Below are 20,518 nucleotides of genomic sequence, written 5' to 3'. Positions count from 1 at the left end.
TCGTGGCGGAAAGCCAACCGGGGCGCTCATTTGGACTGGTCCAACTGGATCGGGCGCGTCATTAGGATTAAGGAGACGAAACGGCGCTATGCCGGTCTCCGTTCATACGGGGCATCGGTCGTAGTCGTGGGGGCGGCATGGACGCTGACGAACGCTGGATCGCGAGACATGAGGCCCTGACCCGGCTGGGGGTCAAGGCCCAGACCCTGTACGCCTATGTCAGCCGGGGGCGGATCGCCGCCCGTCCCGACCCCGCCGACCCCCGCAGAAGCCTGTACGCCGCCGCCGACGTGGCCCGCCTGTGCGGCGACGGGGCCGAAGGCGAGACCGAGGTGCGGGCGCCGGTCGTGGGGGCGGCGGCGCGCGGCGAGGCCGACATTCAATCCTCCGTAGGCCTGATCGCCGAAGGCCGGCTGTTCTATCGCGGTCTGGACGCGGTGCAGCTGGCTGAGACGGCGACCGTCGAGGCGGCGGCCCGCCTGCTGTGGGACGTGCGGGACGGGGACCCCTTCGTCGGACTGAAGCCGCGTATCGATCCGATCGTCGGCGGTTCGACCCAGAGGCGGGTTCTGGCCGTACTGGGCCGTCGCGCGATCGAGGACCGCTCCCTGCGCAGCCACGACCCGGCGGGACTGAAACAGGAGGCGGCCTCGCTGCTGAACGAGGTGGTGGACAGCGTCTCCGGCCCCGGCCCGCGCCTGTATCTGCACCAGCGTCTGGCGCGCGGCTTCAAGGCGTTCGAACGCGACAGCCATCTGATCCGCCGCGCCCTGGTGCTGGGGGCCGACTGCGGTCTGGACGAGGCGGTGCTGGCGACGCGGGCGGCGGCCTTCGGCGGCGCGCCCCTGGCCGGGGCGGTCCTGGCCGGGATCACCACCCTGAGCGGCGCCCCCCTGGGCGAACTGGGCGAGGTCGTGGCCTATGTCGGGGAGGCGCGGCGCGACCCTTCGGGCGCGGCGCGACGCTGGCTGGCCCTGAAGGGCGGGGTGCCGGGCTTCGAGGAGACGGCGGCCTTCGGCCGGGTCGATCCGCGGACGCGACCCCTGCTGGAGGCGACGGGGCTGCCGGCGGACCTCCAGGCCCTGCTCGCCGAGGGCGAGGCGGCGGCGGGCCGGCCGGCCGGCTTCCATCTGGCCCTGGCCCTGATCGCGCGACGGCTGGACCTGGGGCCGACGGGAGCGGGCGACCTGCTGCTGCTGGGGCGGCTGGTCGGCCTTTTGGCCCATGCTGTGGATCAGGCGACGGACGGCTCGCCTATCCGGGCGCGATTGCGCTATGTGGGGCCCGAGCCGGGCGCGCACTGACCTCCGGCCTGTGACGGGGACTTCATGTCGGATTGGCTTGCGGCGATCATTCTCGGCCTGGTCGAAGGACTGACCGAGTTCATTCCGGTGTCCTCCACCGGGCACATGCTGCTGCTGGGCCATTTCATGGGCTTCCAGAGCGCGGGCAAGACGTTCGAGATCGTCATCCAGCTGGGGGCGCTGCTCGCCATTATCAGCGTCTATTTCAAACGGCTGTGGACCCTGGCGACGCGCTGGCCCTTCGATCCGGAGGCCCGGCGGTTCCTGATCGGCCTGCTGCTGGCCTTCGCCCCGGCGGTGGTGATCGGCTTCCTGGCCTACGACTTCATCAAGACCGTGCTGTTCGAGACGCCCCAGGTGATCTGTATCGCCCTGATCGTCGGCGGGGTGATCCTGTTGGCCCTGGACCGGATGGACAAGCGGCCCCAGTGGCTGGACGCCAGCCAGTATCCGATGCGGGTCTATTTTCTGATCGGCCTGTTCCAGTGCCTGGCCATGATTCCCGGCGTGTCGCGATCCGGCGCCACCATCGCCGGCGGCCTGTTGCTGAAGACCGACAAGCGGTCGGCGGCCGAGTTCAGCTTCTTTCTGGCCCTGCCCACCATGGGGGCGGCGGTGGCCTATGACCTGCTGAAGAACCACAAGACGCTGGACTTCAGCGACGTGGGCCTGATCGTGGTGGGCTTCGTGGTGGCCTTCCTGACCGCCCTGGTGGTGGTGCGCTTCCTGCTGGACTTCGTGTCCAGGCACGGCTTTGGCCCCTTCGCCTGGTGGCGGATCGTGGTCGGAGTGGTCGGGCTGGCCCTGTTGCAGGCGGGGTTCTGAGGCCCCGGCTGGCGATTTTCGCGTTCACCATCTAAGGGGCGGGCATGAGCACGCTTCTTTACGGCCGACCGCCGGTCGTCTTCGATCCGCCCAGCACCGGCGCCGGCGCCGCGATCCAAGTCTCGCCCCTGATCCCCGGCTCGACCGCCCTGGAGGCTGTGAGCGAAGGCTCGGTCGACGAGATCATGATCTACGCCCCGCCCGGCGTGCTGGAGCGGCGCTACACCCTGGCCCTGGCGCTGAGGGCGCTGAAGGTCGGGGGGCGGCTGGACGTCATGGCCTTGAAGGACAAGGGCGGGTCGCGGCTGAAGAAGGAGCTGACCGGCTTCGGCGTCGAGGTGGGCGAGACGGCCAAGGCGCACCATCGCCGCTGCGTCGTGATCAGGCCCGAGGCGATGACGGGTATCGACGCGGCCATAGCCGAGGGCGCGGCGCGGATCGTGCCGGGGCTGGAGGCCTGGTCCCAGCCGGGGATCTTCGCCTGGGACCGGATCGACGCGGGCTCGGCCCTGTTGGCGCAGCACCTGCCGGCGCTGAAGGGGGCGGGCGCCGACCTGGGCTGCGGCTATGGGGCTCTGGCGACGGTGGTCCTGCGGTCGCCGGGGGTGACGGGCCTGCGGCTGATCGACCTGGACCGCCGAGCCGTCGAGGCGGCGCGGAAGAATGTCGAAGACCCACGGGCGAGCTTTGAATGGGCCGATGTGCGGACCCTGCCCGCCGGAGGCGACCTGAATTTCGTCGTCAGCAATCCGCCCTTCCACGACGGCGGGGCCGAGGATCGACGGCTGGGCCAGGCCTTTATCCGCAAGGCGGCGGAACTGCTGAAGAAGGGCGGGACAGCCTGGATCGTGGCGAACCGGCACCTGCCCTATGAGGCCGAGCTGAACGCCGCCTTCGGCCGGGTGCGACTGGTCGCCGACGAGGGCGGGTACAAGCTGTTCGAGGCGGTGAAGTGAGCCCGCGCTCCCGCAGCCCGAAGGGCGTCAGCGCATGAAAAGGACCCCCACGTCGCGCGTCGATCGACTGCTCGGCTCGATGGGCTACGGGTCGCGGGCCGAGATGGCGCGGATGGCCAAGGCGGGCGGGATCCTGCTGGACGGCGCGGACCTTACCGACGTGTCGAGGCGGATCGCCGTGACGCCGGACCTGCCGAGCCGCATGGAGATCGACGGGGAGCCGCTGGATCCGGTGCAGGGTCTGGTGATCCTGCTGAACAAGCCGCTGGGCATGACCTGTTCCCATAAGGAAGAGGGCGCGCTGGTCTATGATATCCTGCCGGGCCGGTGGCGGCGGCGCGATCCGGCCATCTCGACCATCGGACGGCTGGACAAGCAGACCAGCGGCCTGTTGCTGCTGACCGACGACGGCGACCTGCTGCACCGGGTGATCAGTCCCAAACGCCATGTGGCCAAGGTCTATCGCGCCGGACTGGCGCGGCCGCTGACGGGGACGGAAGGGGCGCTGTTCGCCTCCGGCGAGCTGGTGCTGGAGGGCGAGGACAAGCCGCTGGCGCCCGCCGTGCTGGAGGTCGTGTCCCCGACCGAGGCTCTGCTGACGGTGACGGAGGGACGCTATCACCAGGTGCGCCGCATGTTCGCCGCCGTCGGCAACCATGTGGAGACCCTGCATCGCGAGCGGCTGGGCGGGCTGACGCTGCCGGCCGATCTGGCGCCGGGGCAGTGGCGGCTGCTGACGCCAGAGGAGATCGCGCTAATCTTCGACTGATTGGACATTGGACGGTCAGATGGCTATCTTGATGGCCATGTCCAGCTACTCCGTCGCCGAAGCCAAGAACAACCTGCCCAAGCTGCTGGATCGCATGCTGGCGGGCGAGGCCGTGACCATCACACGGCGCGGCGTGCCTGTGGCGCGACTGGAGCCGGCGCAGGAGGTCGAGCCGACGTCAGGGCCGATGGACATGGACTGGCTGAAACGTGTGCGGATCAAGTCTGAAGCCGAGATGGACTCCGTAACCCTCTTGCGCCGGATGCGGAACGAAGAGATTTGACCGTCTATCTGGACACCAGCGTCCTGATGTCCCTGTTTCAGACCGACAAGCACACTGAGCGGGCGTCGGTCTGGATCGCGGGTGTCGATGCCTTCGTCATGAGCAGTTGGGCTCTCACAGAGTTTTCCTCCGCCTTGGCGGTGAAGACTCGTATGCGCAATCTGCGCGACAGGGATCGGCGCGAGTTCGAACTGCAACTGGACCAATGGTTGAGAGGCAGGGTCGTCCTTTCTGTGGTTGACGGTGACATGGTGGAAGCGCGGCGCCTGGTGAAAAACGACGTGAGATTGCGCGCTCCCGATGCGCTTCATCTCGCGCTGGCGGCGAGGCATGGCTGCAGCCTGGCGACTCTTGACGAGGACATGGCCACGGTCGCCACCGACATAGGGCTGACGGTGATCGTCCCATGACGATCAAGATCAAGATCTGCGGCCTGACGACGCCCGACACCCTGGACGCCGCCCTGGACGGCGGGGCGGATTTCGTGGGGGCGGTGGTGTTTCCCAAGAGCCCGCGCCATCTGGCGCCGGAAGCCGCCGCCGACCTGTTCGAGCGGGCGCGGGGGCGGGCGAAGATCGTGGCGGTGACGGTCGATCCGGACGACGCCCTGCTGGAAGAGATCGCGCGGACGCTGAGGCCGGACTTCATCCAGCTGCACGGGGCGGAGAGCCCGGCGCGGGCGGAAGCCGTGCGGGCCCTGACCGGGGCGGGGGTGATCAAGGCCCTGCCGATCCGCCATGGCGACGACTTCGCCGCCGCCGACGAATGGGATTATCACGCCGATCATCTGATGTTCGACGCCAAGCCGCCGGAGGGGTCGGTCCTGCCGGGCGGGGTGGGGCATAGTTTCGACTGGACCCTGCTGGCGGATCGGGCCTTCCGTCATCCGTGGTTCCTGGCGGGGGGGCTAAATCCCGACAATGTGGCCGAGGCGCTGCGGATCGCCGGGGCGCCGATGCTGGACGTCTCCTCTGGCGTCGAAAGCGCGCCGGGTGTTAAGGACGCCGACCGGATCGCGGCCTTCATCCAAAACGCGCGCCGGTCGTAATTACGACGCCTCTCCGCGTGAAAGTCGAAACCGTGAACGCTCAAACGCCCATCCAAGCTCCTGATCCCGCCCAGCCGCTGTCCAACGCCTATGCCTGGCCGGACGCGCAGGGACGGTTCGGGCCTTACGGGGGGCAGTTCGTGGCCGAGACCCTGATGCCGCTGATCCATGAGCTGGATGCGGCCTATAAGGCGGCCAAGGCGGACCCCAGTTTCCAGGCCGAACTGGACGGCTATCTGACCCACTATGTGGGTCGCGAGAGCCCGCTGTATTTCGCCGAGCGGCTGACCGAACATTTCGGCGGGGCGAACATCTGGCTGAAGCGCGAGGATCTGAACCACACCGGCGCGCACAAGATCAACAACTGTATGGGCCAGATTCTGCTGGCCCGGCGCATGGGCAAGACCCGGATCATCGCCGAGACCGGCGCCGGCCAGCACGGCGTGGCCTCGGCCACCGTATCGGCGCGGTTCGGCCTGCCCTGCACCGTCTATATGGGGGCGGTGGACGTGGAGCGGCAGCAGCCGAACGTCTTCCGCATGCGTCTGTTGGGGGCCGAGGTCTTCCCCGTCACCGCCGGCGCCGCGACCCTCAAAGACGCGATGAACGAGGCGATGCGCGACTGGGTGACCAACGTCTCGGACACCTATTACATCATCGGCACGGCGGCGGGTCCGCACCCCTATCCGGCCATGGTGCGCGATTTCCAGTCGGTGATCGGCAAGGAGATCAAGACCCAGTCGATGGCCCGGATGGGCAAGCTGCCGGACGCCGTCGTGGCCTGTATCGGCGGCGGATCGAACGCCATCGGCGCCTTTCACCCCTTCATCGACGATGCGGCCGTGCGGCTGATCGGGGTCGAGGCGGCGGGCCACGGGCTGGACACGCCGGACCATGCGGCCTCGCTGAAGGGCGGGCGGTCGGGGGTGCTGCACGGCAACCGGACCTATCTGTTGCAGGACGAGGACGGCAACATCGTCGAGGGCCATTCGATCTCGGCCGGGCTGGACTATCCCGGCATCGGGCCGGAGCACGCCTGGCTGCACGACATCGGCCGGGCCGAATATCGCTCGGCGACGGACAATGAGGCGCTGGAGGCCTTCCAGCTGTGCTCGAAGCTGGAAGGCATCATCCCGGCCCTGGAACCGGCCCACGCCCTGGCGCGGACCGGCGAAGTGGCGCGCGAAGTCGGCAAGGGCGGCGATGTCGTCCTGCTGATGTCGGGCCGGGGCGACAAGGACATCTTCCAGGTCGCCCGTCATCTGGGAGTGGAATTGTGATCCGCAGCCTGTCGGCGATCGCCGCCGCCCTGAGCCTTTCGACGGCCGTTCAGGCCCAGACGCCGGTTGAGGTTAAACCCGCCGATGTCGCCCTGCTGCCGGGCGCGCAGCTTTCGCCCGATTGCGGCGGTCTGAACAATCTGGCCGGCCGGGCCTGGTGCGTCACCGCGCCCCTGGGTCAGGTCGGCGCCCTGGCCGAGGCCTATATCGCCGATCTGGAGACCAAAGGCTGGCTGGCGGCGGGCGGCGACGAGAACCGCGTCGTCCTGATCAAGCGTCGCGAGGGCGGCGGTTGCGACGGTATGCAGATGGTCGCCTTCTACGACACGTCCAAGGTCGCCGTCGCCGAACTGCCCGCCTATCTGGGCTTCGCCACCATTCCGGGCGACGTGTGCGCTCAGGCCGCCGCCGCCGAGAAGCCTGCTTCGGACACATCGACCCAATGACCACCGCCCGTATCGACGCCTGTTTCGCCGCACTGAAGGCCGAGGGCCGGGCGGCCTTTATCCCCTATGTGATGGGGGGCGATCCGTCGCGCGAAGAGGCGCTGGCGATCCTGAAGGGGCTGCCTGCCGCCGGGGCGGACATCATCGAACTGGGCTTTCCGTTCAGCGATCCGATGGCCGAGGGGCCGCCGATCCAGCGGGCGGCGATCCGAGGCATGGCGGCGGGTTTCGGCCTGCGCTCGACCATGGATCTGGCGCGGGAGTTCCGCAAGGACGACCAGACGACGCCGATCATACTGATGGGCTATCTGAACCCGATCGAGAGCCTGGGATACGACGCCTTCGCCGCCTATGCGGCCGAGTGCGGCGTCGACGGGCTGATCGTGGTGGACTGCCCGCCGGAAGAGGCCGGGCCGCTGATCGAGGCGCTGGACAAGGTTTCGATCTCGCTGATCCGCCTGGCGACGCCGACCTCGGACGACGACCGGCTGAAGATCGTGGTCCAGGGCACCTCGGGCTTCGTCTATTACGTCGCCGTCGCGGGCGTGACGGGCGTCAAGGAAGCGAACGCCGACGTCGTGGCGCCGGCGGTGGAGCGGGTGCGCAAGGCCTCGGGCCTGCCGGTCGCGGTCGGCTTCGGGGTCAAGACGCCGGAGCGGGCAGCCGAGATCGCCCGCGTCGCCGATGCGGTGGTGGTCGGCTCGGCCTTGGTGGACGAGGTGGCCGCCGCCCTTGAGGCCAATGCGCCCGCCGCGCCGCGCGTCCTGGCCCGGGTCAAGGCGCTGGGCGACGCGGTTCGATCGGTGACTAGTGCTTCCGTGACGGAAACCGTCTAAGAGCCCGCCCATGGTCGAGAAGAACAAACCCCAGGAAAAGCGCGGCGGCTGGCTGAGCCGTTTCGCGCCCGGCGTCCGCAAGATCGTTTCGCGCCGCGACACCCCCGACAATCTGTGGGTCAAGGACCCCGACACCGGCGAGATGCTGTACCGCTCGGACCTGGAGGCCGCCCTGTGGGTGACGCCGTCGGGCCGCCATATGCGGATCGATGCGCCGACGCGGCTGAAGGCCACCTTCGACGGCGGCGTCTATGAGACGATCGAAACGCCGGACGTGCCTGAGGATCCGCTGAAGTTCTCGGACGGCAAGTCCTACAAGGACCGGCTGAACGCCGCGCGCAAGGCGGCGGGGCGCAAGGACACCATGGCCATCGGCTATGGTTCGGTCGGCGGCCAGAAGGCGGTGGTGATCGTTCAGGACTTCACCTTCATGGGCGGGTCGCTGGGCATGGCCGCGGGCGAAGCCTTCATCAAGGCGGCGCGCGAGGCCGTGACGCGTGAGGTTCCGCTGGTCTGTTTCACCGCCGCCGGCGGGGCGCGGATGCAGGAGGGCGCCCTGTCGCTGATGCAGATGGCGCGCACCACCCTGGCCATCGAAGAGCTGAAGTCGGCGAAACTGCCCTATGTGGTGGTGCTGACCGACCCGACCACGGGCGGGGTGACCGCCTCCTACGCCATGCTGGGCGATGTCCATCTGGCCGAGCCGGGCGCCTTGATCGGCTTCGCCGGTCCGCGCGTGATCGAGGCCACCATCCGCGAAAAACTGCCGCCGGGCTTCCAGCGCGCCGAATATCTGCAGGAGAAGGGCATGGTCGACCGGGTCGTGACCCGCGCCGATCTGCCCCAAGTCCTGGGCCGGATCCTGTCCATGCTGATGGGCGGAAATCGCCAGGCGGCCTGACGGGCGTGGACCCCATCTCCGAACGGCTGCGCGCCCGACATCCGCAGCGGATTGATCTGTCGCTGGATCGGATGCGCGCCCTGTGCGCGGCCCTGGGCGATCCGCAGCATCGGTTGCCGCCGGTGGTCCATGTGGCGGGGACGAACGGCAAGGGATCGACCGTGGCCCTGATCCGGGCCATCGCCGAGGCGGCGGGGCTGAAGGTCCATGCCTATACTTCGCCCCATCTGGTGCGGTTCAACGAGCGGATCCGGCTGGCGGGGCGGTTGATCGAGGACGATCATCTGAACGCCATCCTCGACCGGATCGAGGGCGTGTCCGGCGAGGCCACGGTGTTCGAGAGCACCACCGCCGCCGCCTTCCTGGCCATGGCCGAGACCCCGGCCGACCTGGCGGTGATCGAGGTCGGCCTGGGCGGGGTGCTGGACGCCACCAATGTGATCGAACGGCCGCTGCTGAGCGTGATCACCCCGGTCGACTATGATCATGCCGAGTTTCTGGGCACGGACCTGGCCGGGATCGCCTCGGAAAAGGCCGGGGTGCTGAAGGCGGGGGCGCCGGCCGTCATCGGGCGCCAGCGCGAGGAGGCGTTCAAGGCCATCGAACGCCGGGCCGCCGACGTCCATACGCGGCTGACGGTTCTGGGTGTGGATTTCGACGCCTGGGCCGAGCGGGGCGGCATGGCCTTCCAGACGGCGGACCTGTTCATGGACCTGCCGGCGCCCGCCCTGGCGGGAGCGCACCAGATCGACAATGCGGCCGTGGCCATAGCCGCCGCCCTGGAGCTGGATCTGCCGGAAAGCGCGATCGTCGAAGGGCTGAAGGCCGTGCGGTGGCCGGCGCGGCTGCAGCGGATCTCGACCGGACCCTATGGGCAGGCGGCCAAGGCGGCGGAGGCGGAGCTGTGGCTGGACGGAGGGCACAATCCCCATGCCGGACGGGCGCTGGCGGCTTTTCTCGCCGAGCGTCAGGCGCGGGCGCCGCGCCCCCTGGCCCTGATCTGCGGCATGCTGGGCAATAAGGACGCCGGTGGTTTCTTTGCGGCCTTGAAGGACAGCCAGGCCACGGTCTTCACCGTCGGCTTCGACGGGGCGGCGGCCGAGCCTGCGGCCCTGGCGGCCGTGGCGCGCGGCCATGGTCTGGCGGCGACCCCGGCGGGCTCGGTGGGCGAGGCCCTGGACCTTGCCTTGCGGTTCGGTGCGGGCCGGGTGGCGATCTGCGGGTCGCTGTATCTGGCGGGCGAGGTGCTGGGCGCCAGCCCGGAGACCTGGCCCGTCTAGCGGGTCATCCAGGGTTTGGACTTGCCCGCCGCGATGCGGGCGGCCTGTTCGCGCTGGAAACGTCCGCCCCGCGGCGGCTTGGGCCGAGCCTCCAGCTTGGCGGTCTTCAGGCGCAGGGCCTTCTGAACCGGGGTTTCGCCGGGGATGTCGTCGGGGAGGTCGGCGGGCGGAGTTTCGTCGCTCATAGGCGGCCTTCTAGCAAAAACGCCCGTCGGTCGGTACCGGCGGGCGTCTGTCGTTCAGATTTCGTCCGAGATCAGGCGGCGTCGGCCTTGACGCCCGCCTCGGCCAGCCATTCGACGATCTTGCCCTTGGGCATGGCGCCGACCTTCATCGAGGCCATCTGGCCGTCCTTGAACAGCATCAGGGTGGGGATGCCCTTCACCCCCAGTTTGGACGGGGTCAGGGGGCTGTCGTCGATATTGATCTTGGCGACGGTGACCTGACCGCCCAGTTCGTCGGCGATCTGTTCCAGGGCCGGGCCGATCTGTTTGCAGGGGCCGCACCATTCGGCCCAGAAGTCCACCAGGACGGGGGTGGAGGATTTCAGGACGTCGGCGTCGAAGCTTTCGTCCGTGACTTTGACTGTCGCCATAAATGGCTCCTTGGGCCCTATCGCTCGGCGCACGGCGCCTCGCGACATCAGCGCGAATGGGGTTGGCCGGATCCGTCCGGGTTCGGCCGCAGATGTGGGAGCGAATCGCGGGCAATTCAACTGCCGCCGTCGCTCCCCCTCCCTCTCCGTCCGTCATCCTCGGGCTTGACCCGAGGATCGGATGATCCGCCGCTCGTGCGAAGACGGCGACGCACAGCCCGATCGACGCCCGTCCTCGGGTCAAGCCCGAGGATGACGGAGGGTCAGGGCGCGAGCGCCGCGTCCAACATCGCCTGCGGGATCGGCATCAGCTTGGGTCCGTCGGTCCAGACAAGGGCGGCCTCGACCGGGCGGTCGGGATAGAGGCGTTTCAGCACGGCGACATAGACGGCGGCCTGGAGCACATAGGCGGGATCGACCCGGTCCAGGGCGTCGGGGGCGGGGCGGTTGGTCTTGTAGTCGATGACCAGCACCCGGTCGGGCGTGACCACCAGCCGGTCGATGCGGCCGTTGATCGCCACGCTCGACGGGCCAGGCAGGGCGCCGGTCAGGGCCACCTCGGCGCGGGAGCCGGGGCCGAAGACGGGGGCGAAGCGGGCGTCGTCCAGCACGGAGAAGGCGGCGGCGATCATCTCGGCGCGCTGGGCCTCGTCCAGATCGGTCTCGCGCGCCAGAAGGCGGCGGGCGGCGTCGGGGCGGTCGGCGGGCGCGATCTCGGGCAGGCGCTCCAGCAGCCGGTGGATCAGGTCGCCGCGGCGGAACCGGCCCAAAGACGCGCCGCCGGCCGCGCTGCGGGCGAGCGGCGAGGGGGCGGGGATGCGGACCTGGCCTTCCATCCGCGACGGCGCGGCGAAGCGGGCGGCGGCGTCGGGCGGGGGCGGCACTGCGGCCCAGGCGGGCAGGGCGTCGGCGGAGGCGGTCGCGGCGGCCTGGGTCGGGCGATGTTCGGGATCGACGCCGAAGCGGCGGACGCCGTTCTCCACCTCGCGCACCTGATCCCCCAGCCGGTCGAAGGTCTCCTCGATCACCGACCACCAGCTGCCGGCCTCGGCGCCCCGGCTGGAGGCGCGGCCCATGACGATGACGCGGTCCCGCGCGCGGGTCAGGGCCACATAGAGCAGGCGCAGGGTCTCGTCGTCGGTGCGGGCCTGGCGCGCGGCACGAGCGTCCGCCGAGGCGGGGCAGTCGTCACGGGCCGAGCCGGGCGCCATCAGCCAGGCTTCGCCTTCGCCCTCGGGCGTGACGGCGGGCATCAGGGACGGCCCCTGGGCCTTCGCCTTCATGGTGGTGTCGGGCAGGATGACGATCGGCGCCTCCAGCCCCTTGGCGCCGTGGACGGTCATGACGCGGACCTCGCCGCGCGCCCCCTCAAGTTCGCGCTTCACCTCGACGTCGGCGGCCTCGAGCTGGGCCAGGCAGGTCTCCAGATCGATCGCGCCGCGGTTCTCGGCCGCCAGCACCTGGTTCAGGGTCTCGTCTATGGTTTCCTCGGCCTCGCGGCCCAGCCGGGCCAGGATGCGGGCGCGGCCGGAGAGCCCCAAGTCGTCCACGCGGTTCAGGGCCTGGGAGAAGAAGGCGAACGGGTCGCCGCCGCGCGCCGCTATGGCGGCCTGGAGCGTGTCGCGCGCGCGGGTCCATTCTGGCCGTTCGTGCGCCCGGTCGCGCAGGTCGCGCCACAGCTGGCCGCCCTTGCGGTTCTCGCGCCCGGCCAGCGCATAGAGGCCGTCCTCGTCCACGTCGCACAGGGGGCTGCGCAGCACCTCGGCCAGCGACAGGTCGTCGTCGGGGAAGAGGGCGAAGCGGGCCAGAGAGATCAGGTCGTCGAAGACGATATGGCTGGACAGCTTCAGCCGGTCGGCGCCGGCGACGGGGACTCCCTCGGTCTTCAGCGCGCGGATGATCTCTTCGAAGGTGGCGTCGCGGCGGCGGACCAGGACGATATAGTCGCCGTAGCCGGCGGGGCGCAGATCCCGCGTTCGGCTGTCGAAGACGGCCAGGCCGCTTTCGACCTGGCGACGGATCTCGCGGGCCAGGTCGCGGGCCAGGCGCTTCCTGGCGCTGCCGGCGCTCTCCTGATCGACCGGATCGTCCCAGGCGTCGGTCTCGGGCGCGGGCTCGTCGAGGAACAGGGGCCACAGGTCCACCGCCCCGTGCTGGCCGATGCGGGCGGGGATATGGCGGGCGATGTCGCCCTGGGGGCCGGTCAGGGCGCGGGTGCGGTCGGGATCGGCGAAGACGGCGTCGACGAAGGCCAGCACCTCTTCGGTCGAGCGGTAGGAGGTGTTCAGCTCCGGCCCCGCGAAGGGCTCGCCGGCGCCCTCGGCCAGGGCCAGGAAGTCGGCCCGCTCCTGGCGCAGCCGTTCCGGCCGGGCGCCCTGGAAGGAGTAGATCGACTGTTTCTCGTCGCCGACGGCGAAGACGGTGCGGCCCGACGTCTGGCCGGAGTAGAACTCCCCGGTGAGGGCGCGGACGATGGCCCACTGGTCGGGGGCGGTGTCCTGGGCCTCGTCGATCAGGACGTGGTCGACCCCGCCGTCCAGCTTGTACAGCACCCAGGCGGCGGCCCCGCTGCGAGTCAGAAGGGCGGCGGCGCGGGCGACCAGGTCGGGGAAGTCCAGCGCGCCGCGCTGGGCCTTGGCGGCCTCGTAGAAGGCGGCGTGGGCGCGGGCCAGGGTCAGGACCTTGATCGTGTCGTCGGCGACCTTGGCCTTCCTCAGGGCTTCGCGCGCGGCGAGGAATTTGGTCTGGAGGTCCAGCAGCCAGCCGACCGCCCCTTGCGGCGCCGACTTGGTGCCCATGCTTTTTCGCGGCTCGCCCGCCTGGGTGCAGAAGACGCCCGCCAGGGCGGCGAAGCCGGCGTAGGGCGGGGCCGCGACGCTCATGGCGTCGGCGATCTTGCGGTCGTTGGTCGAGCCGGTCGCCATGGCCTCGGCCATGCGGTTCCATTCGGCGGGGTCGATCCAGGCGACGAAGTCCCGCTCCAGATCTTCCAGGCTGCGGCCCGTTTCGGCCCCGGTCAGGGCGTAAGGGTCGGGCGCAGTCCCCGCCTCGACGCGGTCGATATAGTCCAGCAGGTCGGCGCGCCTGGCCTCGACCATCGACAGCAGGGCCTGGAACCGCTGCCAGTCCAGTTCGACGGCGAAATGGCTGTAGGCCTGGCCGATAGGGCCGTCCGGGTCGGCGACGGCGGCGCGGGCCAGGTCTTCGCGCGCAGCATGGCTGAGGGCGGCGGCGGCCTGGTCTTCCAGCACGGTGAAACGGGGCGAGACTCCGGCCTCCAGCGGGAAACGACGCAGCAGTTTTTCGCAGAAGGCGTGAAGAGTCTGAATTTTCAGCCCGCCCGGCGTCTCCAGCGCGCGGGCGAACAGTTTGCGGGCGCGGGAAAGCGCCGCGTGATCCATCGTCTGCGGGTCGCCGTCGTCCAGCCGGGCCAGTTCGCGCGACAGGGCCGCGTCGTCCAGCACGGCCCAGCCGCCCAGCTGGTCGAACAGCCGGGCCTGCATCTCGGCGGCGGCGGCCTTGGTGTAGGTGACGCACAGGATGGCGCCGGGATCGACCTGATCCAGCAACAGCCGCGCCACCCGGTTGACCAGGGTGGTGGTCTTGCCCGAGCCGGCGTTGGCGGTGACGAAGACGGTCAGGCGCGGATCGGCGGCGACGATCTGGGGGGACACGCTCATTCTTCGTCCCCGTCGCCGATCACCGACCATTCCCAGACGCGGGCCAGATGGTCGTAGTTGCCGCCCTGGGCGCCCATGAACTGGGGCGCGGCCCAGGAGACGTAAGGGGTGTTCGGGTCGTCGAAGCGAGCGACGCGGCGCTTCAGCCCCTCCAGCGCCGCCTGGGCCATGTCGGCGGCCTCGGCGCCCGAGGCGCGGGTGATGACCTCGCCCGCCGTCTTGCGCCCGACCACGCGGACATAGGTCAGTTCGTCGGGCGTGACGGGGCCTTTGGCGCTCTCGAACCCGCCGTCGGCCAGGATGGCGGCGGTCAAAGTCAACTGCGGGGCGAAGCCGGACTTGACCTGTTTGGCGGATGGGGCTGCGCCGGTCTTGAAGTCCATCACCGCCGCCCCGTCGGACGACAGTTCGATCCGGTCCGCGAAGGCCTTGACGGTGAAGGGGCCGGCGGGGGCGTCGAAGGTCATGGCGCCCTGTTGCTCGACCAGGATTTCGATCCCGCGTGCACGGCGGCGGCGCTCGAAATCGGTCAGCCAGCGGGCGCAGTTGCGGGCGAGCGGCGCCTCGCGCGCCATGGCCGCATCCTCGAAACCGCGCGCGCCCAGTTCACGCAACAGGTGGTCGTGCAGGACGGCCTCGCAGTCGTCGGGCAGGTCATGGGGCCAGTCCAGGGTCAGTCGTTCGACAGCGGCGTGGACGGCGTCGCCACGGGCGAGCGCTTCGGCGGACGCGCCGGGACGCTCCATCGCCTCCAGCCCCAGCACCCACAGGGCGTAGATGGCGTAGGGGTCGCGCACCCAGCGTTCGATGCGGGTGACATAGAGGCTGCGCGGGCGGCGATGCACCGGCGGGCGCGGCTCGGGCCGTTTGGCGAAGCGCGGCGGTCCGGGCGGCGGCGCGTCGAGCGCGCGGGCCCAGTCCAGGACGGTGCTGGGGCGGGGCAGGTCGACTCCCGCCCCCCGCGTCAGCATCTCCAGCCGCCACAGCCAGCGGGAGCGGACGGCAGGCTGACCGCCGCGTCGTTCACTGTGGACCAGAATCACCTCCTCGGCGCAGGCGGCCTGGACGAAGTCCTGTGCCGTCTGGCCCAGGCGGCGTTCGGGCGGGGGCAGGCCCAGGGCCTTGCGCATCGGGCGCGACAGGAAGGGGTCGGTGGGCGCGGCCTGGGGCCAGACGCCTTCCTCCAAGCCGGCCAGGATCATCCGGTCGGCGCGCACAAGCCGCGCCTCTATGGCCCCCAGGATCCGCAGGGACGGATGGGTGGCGCCCCCGGTGCGGACCACGGTCTCGCGCACCAGGGAGGAGGTCAGCTCGGCCAGGTCGGCCCGGTCGATACGGCCCAGGGCGGCGCCCCCCTCGATCAGGCCGGACAGAAGGGCGGCGGCGGCCTCGCCGTCGGGGCCGGCCCAGGCGTCCTGGCCGGCCAAGGTCTCGATCAGGCGCGTCAGGGCGGAGGCGGCGACGTTCAGGTCTGCGTCGGGGGTGAAGACGGCGGTAGCGGTCTCGACGGCGGTTTGCAGACGCTCGACCAGGCGGGTGGCGGCCGACAGGCGTTCCCGTTTCCACTCGGGCGGAGCCTTGCCGCGCCGGTCGGGCTGAACGGCTTCCAGCAGACGGCGGCGCACGGCGGCGAAGTCGCGGGGGCGCGGGCCGCGCAGGGCGTGTTCCTCAAGCCCGGCGACGGCGGCGGCTTGAGGCGCGTCGCCCAGGTCGAACCGGACCAGCGGATGTTTGATGACGGCCAGCAGCAGATGGGGCTGGACCGGATCGGCGATCCAGCGGGCGCACAGATCGACCAGGGCGCCGGCGGGCAAGCGCGACAGGGGGCTGCCTGCCGAGGAATCCGGGATGACGCCCCAGCGCTCCAGTCTTGCGGCGACGCGGCGGCCCAGGGCCTGGTCCGGCGTCACAAGCGCGCAAGTCTTGCCCGGCGTCTCCAGCGTCTCGCGCATCATCAGGGCGATGGCCGTTGCGGCCTCCTCCTCGGCGCGGGCGGTCAGCAGGGACAGGCCTTGCAGACCTTCGGCTATGGGGTCGCGGGCTTCGCCGCGCGCGGCGGCGGTCGAGCGGAGGTCGCGGATGGCGCGGCGCCAGTCGTCGGTGGCCTCGGCAGGCCGCAGGGCCTCGTTGACCAGGCGTTGGCGGGCCTGGCCGCGGGCGAGGGCGGCGGGCGGCTGGGGCGGGGCGAACCAGGGGCGGACGTCGGCGCGGGCGACCTCGACCCGGTCCAGCAGTCGTTTCATCGCGCTCTGCGGATGCTGTTCGTCCAGCCGGTCCCAGACCGCCGCGTCGAGATCCAGGTCGAGACCGGGCAGGACGACGCAGCCCAGGGGCGCTCTGGCCACGGCGCCCAGGACGTCGGCGGCGGCAGGGACGGTGCCGGTCGAACCGGCGGCGATGACGGCCTGGGTCGGGGGCGTGCGGTCCCACAGTTCGGCGAGGCGACGCAGAAGCGTGGCGCGGCGCCAGGCCGGATCGACCAGACCCAGTTCGGCGAGGCGTCTGGGCCAGGCCTCGACCGCCAGGTCCAGGAACTCGGCCGAGCGTTCCCAGTGTTCGGCCATTTCGCCGTCGACCAGGGTCGCGATCCGTTCGGGGTTCTGGACCTCTTCCAGTTGGCAGGAATCAAGGAAGCCGCCGAGCGCGTCGGCCAGATCCAGGGCGCGCATCGGCGTCAGATCGCTGTCGAACTGTTCGACGATCATCCGCGCCATCTCGAACCGGCGGGTCAGGGCGGGGATGGCGGGCGGCAGGTCCAGACCCAGGGCGCCGGGGGTGAAGGGGGGCTCGTCCTCCTCCAGGTCGCCCAGCGGCCGGACCTGGGGCAGCAGGATGGGGCGGCCCTGGGAGAGTTTAGACAGGGCGCCGGCGAAGGCGCGGGCGGCGCGGCGGTTGGGTAGAAGGAGGGTGGCGTCCGACAGGGTCTCGGGCGGCAGATCGCCCAGCCAGGCCAGGACGCCGGCGGCCAGGTCTTCGAGGAAGGGCCGGTGGGCGGGGACGGCGTACCAGCGGGGGCCGGCCGCCGTGAAAGGGTCGAAGGGAGGCATGGCGGCCATCGTCATACCCCTCGCTCACAATCCGTCATCCTTGGGCTTGTCCCGAGGATCCATAGACTCGGTCGCGGCCGGTGCGCACCCTTTGAAACCGGGCGTATGGATCCTCGGGACAAGCCCAAGGATGACGAGGAAAAAACAGGTGTCGTCATCCCACTCCCGCCAGTTTCACCTCGGCCTCATCCCGGGCCTGGGGATCGCCGACGTGCATCCAGTCGCCGTCCAGGACGCAGCCGTAGAGACGGCCTGCGGCGGCGGACTTGCGCCACAGGGGGCTTAAGGAAAAGGGGCCGTCGGGGCCGTGGTCGGCATAGCCGGGGCGGGTGATGTGGACGCCCATATAGGCGAAGGGGGCGGAGGGGGCGTCGCCGCGGAAGGTCAGTCTCCCGTCGTCGGCCAGGAAGAAATCGCCGTCGCCCTCGAAGCCGATGGAGCCTTCGAGGCGGGCCAGCAGCAGGGCGGCGTCCATCGTGTCGGGGTTCCACAGGCGGATCAGGTCTGACAGGGCGTCGCCCCGGTCGATCCAGACGCTGTCGATATTGGCGACGAAGACGGGGTCGTCGCCCAGCAGGGGGCGGGCCTTCTTCAGCCCGCCGCCGGTCTCCAGCAGTTCGGCCCGTTCGTCGGAGATGAGAATGCGGGGGCCGCGTGTGCGCGCGGCCAGATGGGCTTCCAGCCGGTCGGCGAACCAGTGCACATTGACGACCGCCGTCTCCACTCCGGCGTCGGCCAGACGGTCCAGCACATGGTCGATCAGGGCGCGGCCCGCCACCTCGACCAGGGCCTTGGGCCGGTCGTCGGTCAGGGGACGCATCCGGGTGCCCAGGCCGGCGGCCAGGACCATCGCAGTCTTGGGAGCGTGGGTCATGCGCGCGCCTCGGCAGGAACGTAACGGTCGAACCAGCGGGCGACGGGCGCCAGGGCCGGCTGGTCCAGATTGGCGTTCAGATGCCGCCACATGCGCGGCAGGAACTGACGATAACGGGGCTTGCCGTCGCGCGCGATCAGCCGGGCGAAGATGCCGATGATCCGCGCCTCGTTCAGGGCGGCGAGCCCCGCGTAGTCGGCCATGAAGGCGGCGCGGTCCACCTGGGGGCGCAGGGCGAAATAGCGGTCCAGGGCCTCGGCCTCCAGCGCCGGCGACACGTCGCGGCGGGCGTCCTGAAGCAGGGAGTGCAGATCCCAGGACGGGTGGGCGCGCACCGCGTCCTGGAAGTCGATCATGCCGACGCGGGCGGGGCCTTCACGCTCGGGCAGCCAGATCAGGTTCTCGGCGTGATAGTCGCGGTGGGCCATGACCGAGGCCCCGGCGGCGCCCGAGGCGACGATCGGCGCCCAGGCCTCTCGCCACTCCGCCACGGCGGCGGCGTCGAAGGCGACGCGCGCGTCCAGACGGGGCAACCAGTCGATGAACAGATCGGCCCCGCCCTGGAGCGCCGTCTCGTCATAGGTCAGGAGCGGCCAGTCGCCGCCGGGACCGGTCAGCACCTCAGGCGGGGTCTCGGCCTCGTGCAGGGCGGCCAGGGCCTCGATGGCGGTCAGATAGAGGGGCGTCTCCTCGGCGCCGTCCTCGATGACGCGGGCGAACAGGGCGTCGCCGAAATCCTCCAGCACCGCTAGGCCGTTGAGCGCGTCCAAGGCCGGGATTTCAGGCGCGGACAGACCCAGCGACTTCAGATGGGCGGCGACGGCGGCGAAGGCCTCGATCCGACCGGCCGACAGGCGGGCGACGGCGTTCCAGCCTGCGGCGTGACGCTGCTCGGGCGTCCAGGCCGGATCGGCGGGCGGGCTCTCGGCGGCGGGCGCCTGGTCCATCAGCATCAGGGTGGGGCCGCCCGGCGGGGTCAGCCGTTCGTAGCGCCGCGTCGAGGCGTCGCCCGGCAGAGGCGCGCGCGCAGCCTCGGCCAGGCCGGCGGCGGCCAGGAAGTCGAGGCGAAGCTGTTCGCGATCAGAGACGGACATGGTCGATCAGGTCTTCCCACCGGCCTACGCCGGAAACGGTCGCAACACGGCCGTCGCCGTGTTCGGAAATCTCAATGACAAGGCGGTCGGGCCCCAAGAACCGGCCCGGGTCTTCGCCCAGCCGTTCGGGCCATTCAATGAGGGCGCAGCCCTCGTCCAGGGCCTCGTCCAGGCCGATCTCGAACGCCTCTTCCGGCCGGGTCAGGCGATAGAGGTCGAAATGGGCGACGGGCAGGTCGGATTCATAGAACTGGACCAGGGTGAAGGTGGGGCTCGGCACCTCCTCGTCCGGCGTGGTCAGGGCGCGGATCAGGCCGCGCGCCAGGGTGGACTTGCCCATGCCCAGCGGCCCGTACAGCAGCAGGCTGTCGCCCGGCGCCAGAAGGGGGGCGATGACTTGGCCCAGACGGGTGGTGGCCTCGGCGTCAGGGAGTTCGACCTTCATGGGAAGACCGCGTCTGGATCGGCGGCCAGGGTGCGTTCGGTGAAATGTTTCAGCGCCACGGTGGCCTTTACGGCGTCCACGTCCAGCCGTTCGGGCGGGATGGGGCGGCCGACCAAGATATCGAAAGGCTTGCCCGCCTTGTTCAGCAGTTCGTGGAACAGGGTCACGTCGCGCAGCTCCTGCGAAACCTTGTCGAACAGGTGGAACAGCCGGCTGTAGGGGCCGGCGACGTGCATGGGCACGACCGGCGCGCCGTATTTCCGCGCCAGGGAGGCGGCGGTCGGCGCCCATTCGGGGTCGGTCAGCAGGCCGTCGGCGCCGACGCGGGCCAGACGGCCGGCGGGGAACATGACCACGCAGCGTTCGGCTTCGAAGGCCGCCTTGGCGGCGTTCAGCGTCGCGCGGGTCTTCTCGCGGGTGCGTTTGTCGTGAACCCATTCGACCGGGATCACCGTCTCGGCGAGCCGGGGCGAGACGCGCAGGGCGTCGGCGTTGGCGAAGAAGACCGCGTCGAGACGGCGCCGTTTTACGGCGTCATAGACCGCGACCCCGTCGGCTATGCCGGTCGGATGGTTGGCGACGACGACGCACCGGCCCGTCGCGGGCAGGCGGTCCAGAGGGGACGCCGTCACCTTCAGCCGAAGCAGGTCCGACACATAGTCCAGGCTCTCGGAGCCCGAGCGGTCACGCACAGCGTCGGCCATCCGCACGGCCGCCTTGTAGTTCAAGATCGAATAGAGCAGCGGGCGCACCGCCGGCCACAGCGGCGAGGCGGTCAGACGGGGCGCACGCTCGGCGATCAGCACATCGACGATGTGGGGCGAGCGGCGGACGGGAAGGGCGGCGGAATTCATG

General features: G+C 70.5%; 20 protein-coding genes. 12 read left to right on the top strand and 8 right to left on the bottom strand.

Translation table 11 applies throughout. The annotated features are described in order from the left end of the window. Positions 1-137: 137 nt before the first annotated feature. The 12 genes from ACW178_RS01335 to ACW178_RS01280 all read left to right on the top strand — a co-directional run bounded on the left by ACW178_RS01335 (position 138) and on the right by ACW178_RS01280 (position 9,928). Positions 138-1,304, top strand: coding sequence for a citrate/2-methylcitrate synthase (locus ACW178_RS01335; protein WP_054764144.1), 1,167 nt, complete (start codon positions 138-140; stop codon positions 1,302-1,304). A 24-nt stretch (positions 1,305-1,328) separates the two neighbouring features. Further along, the gene (locus ACW178_RS01330; RefSeq protein WP_191558863.1) at positions 1,329-2,129 is read left to right on the top strand and encodes an undecaprenyl-diphosphate phosphatase; all 801 of its coding nucleotides are present in this window, start codon (positions 1,329-1,331) and stop codon (positions 2,127-2,129) included. Between the two features lie 44 nt (positions 2,130-2,173). Then, positions 2,174-3,085 carry a class I SAM-dependent methyltransferase gene (locus tag ACW178_RS01325; protein WP_287104346.1) on the top strand — a complete coding sequence of 304 codons (912 nt, stop codon included), beginning with the start codon at positions 2,174-2,176 and terminating at the stop codon, positions 3,083-3,085. 34 nt (positions 3,086-3,119) lie between these two features. Next, positions 3,120-3,854: a pseudouridine synthase gene (locus ACW178_RS01320; protein WP_287104344.1), complete on the top strand. Its 735-nt coding sequence runs from the start codon at positions 3,120-3,122 to the stop codon at positions 3,852-3,854. A gap of 19 nt (positions 3,855-3,873) precedes the next feature. Then, positions 3,874-4,137 carry a type II toxin-antitoxin system Phd/YefM family antitoxin gene (locus tag ACW178_RS01315; protein WP_182714770.1) on the top strand — a complete coding sequence of 88 codons (264 nt, stop codon included), beginning with the start codon at positions 3,874-3,876 and terminating at the stop codon, positions 4,135-4,137. Further along, the gene (locus tag ACW178_RS01310; RefSeq protein ID WP_152949107.1) at positions 4,134-4,547 is read left to right on the top strand and encodes a type II toxin-antitoxin system VapC family toxin; all 414 of its coding nucleotides are present in this window, start codon (positions 4,134-4,136) and stop codon (positions 4,545-4,547) included. Before ACW178_RS01315 ends, ACW178_RS01310 begins: the two co-directional genes overlap by 4 nt. Further along, positions 4,544-5,185: a phosphoribosylanthranilate isomerase gene (locus ACW178_RS01305; RefSeq protein ID WP_444572975.1), complete on the top strand. Its 642-nt coding sequence runs from the start codon at positions 4,544-4,546 to the stop codon at positions 5,183-5,185. The genes ACW178_RS01310 and ACW178_RS01305 overlap by 4 nt, the downstream gene beginning before the upstream one ends. A 77-nt stretch (positions 5,186-5,262) precedes the next feature. After that, on the top strand, positions 5,263-6,465 hold the full coding sequence (trpB, locus tag ACW178_RS01300) for a tryptophan synthase subunit beta (RefSeq protein ID WP_492025038.1): 1,203 nt from the start codon (positions 5,263-5,265) through the stop codon (positions 6,463-6,465). Continuing rightward, positions 6,462-6,911 carry a hypothetical protein gene (locus ACW178_RS01295; RefSeq protein WP_287104146.1) on the top strand — a complete coding sequence of 150 codons (450 nt, stop codon included), beginning with the start codon at positions 6,462-6,464 and terminating at the stop codon, positions 6,909-6,911. The genes trpB and ACW178_RS01295 overlap by 4 nt, the downstream gene beginning before the upstream one ends. Next, positions 6,908-7,747, top strand: coding sequence for a tryptophan synthase subunit alpha (gene trpA, locus ACW178_RS01290; protein ID WP_287104144.1), 840 nt, complete (start codon positions 6,908-6,910; stop codon positions 7,745-7,747). The genes ACW178_RS01295 and trpA overlap by 4 nt, the downstream gene beginning before the upstream one ends. 10 nt (positions 7,748-7,757) lie before the next feature. Beyond that, entirely contained in the window at positions 7,758-8,648 is an 891-nt protein-coding gene (locus ACW178_RS01285; protein ID WP_287104143.1) for an acetyl-CoA carboxylase carboxyltransferase subunit beta, read from the top strand. 5 nt (positions 8,649-8,653) lie between these two features. After that, on the top strand, positions 8,654-9,928 hold the full coding sequence (locus tag ACW178_RS01280; protein ID WP_191558859.1) for a bifunctional folylpolyglutamate synthase/dihydrofolate synthase: 1,275 nt from the start codon (positions 8,654-8,656) through the stop codon (positions 9,926-9,928). On the opposite strand, the gene ACW178_RS01275 is transcribed toward ACW178_RS01280, so the two are convergent. The 8 genes from ACW178_RS01275 to ACW178_RS01240 form a co-directional block, all read right to left on the bottom strand. Next, on the bottom strand, positions 9,925-10,113 hold the full coding sequence (locus tag ACW178_RS01275; protein WP_191558858.1) for a hypothetical protein: 189 nt from the start codon (positions 10,111-10,113) through the stop codon (positions 9,925-9,927). The genes ACW178_RS01280 and ACW178_RS01275 overlap by 4 nt on opposite strands. Before the next feature lie 71 nt (positions 10,114-10,184). Further along, positions 10,185-10,523 carry a thioredoxin gene (trxA, locus tag ACW178_RS01270; RefSeq protein WP_191558857.1) on the bottom strand — a complete coding sequence of 113 codons (339 nt, stop codon included), beginning with the start codon at positions 10,521-10,523 and terminating at the stop codon, positions 10,185-10,187. Positions 10,524-10,786: 263 nt separating this feature from the next. Then, a complete protein-coding gene (gene addA, locus ACW178_RS01265) occupies positions 10,787-14,203 on the bottom strand; it encodes a double-strand break repair helicase AddA (RefSeq protein WP_492024787.1) in 3,417 nt (1,138 codons plus the stop codon). Beyond that, complete coding sequence (addB, locus tag ACW178_RS01260) at positions 14,200-17,250, bottom strand: double-strand break repair protein AddB (protein WP_492025037.1); 3,051 nt, start codon at positions 17,248-17,250, stop codon at positions 14,200-14,202. Before addB ends, addA begins: the two co-directional genes overlap by 4 nt. A 154-nt stretch (positions 17,251-17,404) precedes the next feature. Further along, on the bottom strand, positions 17,405-18,100 hold the full coding sequence (gene murU / locus ACW178_RS01255; protein ID WP_492025036.1) for an N-acetylmuramate alpha-1-phosphate uridylyltransferase MurU: 696 nt from the start codon (positions 18,098-18,100) through the stop codon (positions 17,405-17,407). A gap of 20 nt (positions 18,101-18,120) precedes the next feature. After that, complete coding sequence (amgK, locus tag ACW178_RS01250) at positions 18,121-19,218, bottom strand: N-acetylmuramate/N-acetylglucosamine kinase AmgK (protein WP_287105010.1); 1,098 nt, start codon at positions 19,216-19,218, stop codon at positions 18,121-18,123. Then, positions 19,205-19,663 (bottom strand): tRNA (adenosine(37)-N6)-threonylcarbamoyltransferase complex ATPase subunit type 1 TsaE, encoded by a 459-nt coding sequence (tsaE, locus tag ACW178_RS01245; protein WP_054764128.1) that lies wholly within the window; start codon positions 19,661-19,663, stop codon positions 19,205-19,207. The genes amgK and tsaE overlap by 14 nt, the downstream gene beginning before the upstream one ends. Continuing rightward, the gene (locus ACW178_RS01240) at positions 19,660-20,517 is read right to left on the bottom strand and encodes a GNAT family N-acetyltransferase (RefSeq protein ID WP_054764127.1); all 858 of its coding nucleotides are present in this window, start codon (positions 20,515-20,517) and stop codon (positions 19,660-19,662) included. The genes tsaE and ACW178_RS01240 overlap by 4 nt, the downstream gene beginning before the upstream one ends. Position 20,518 lies beyond the last annotated feature (1 nt).

This window comes from Brevundimonas sp. AVps4 (assembly GCF_058681525.1).
The sequence above is the reverse complement of the archived record's forward strand: the minus strand, read 5'-3'. Positions and strand labels throughout refer to the sequence as shown.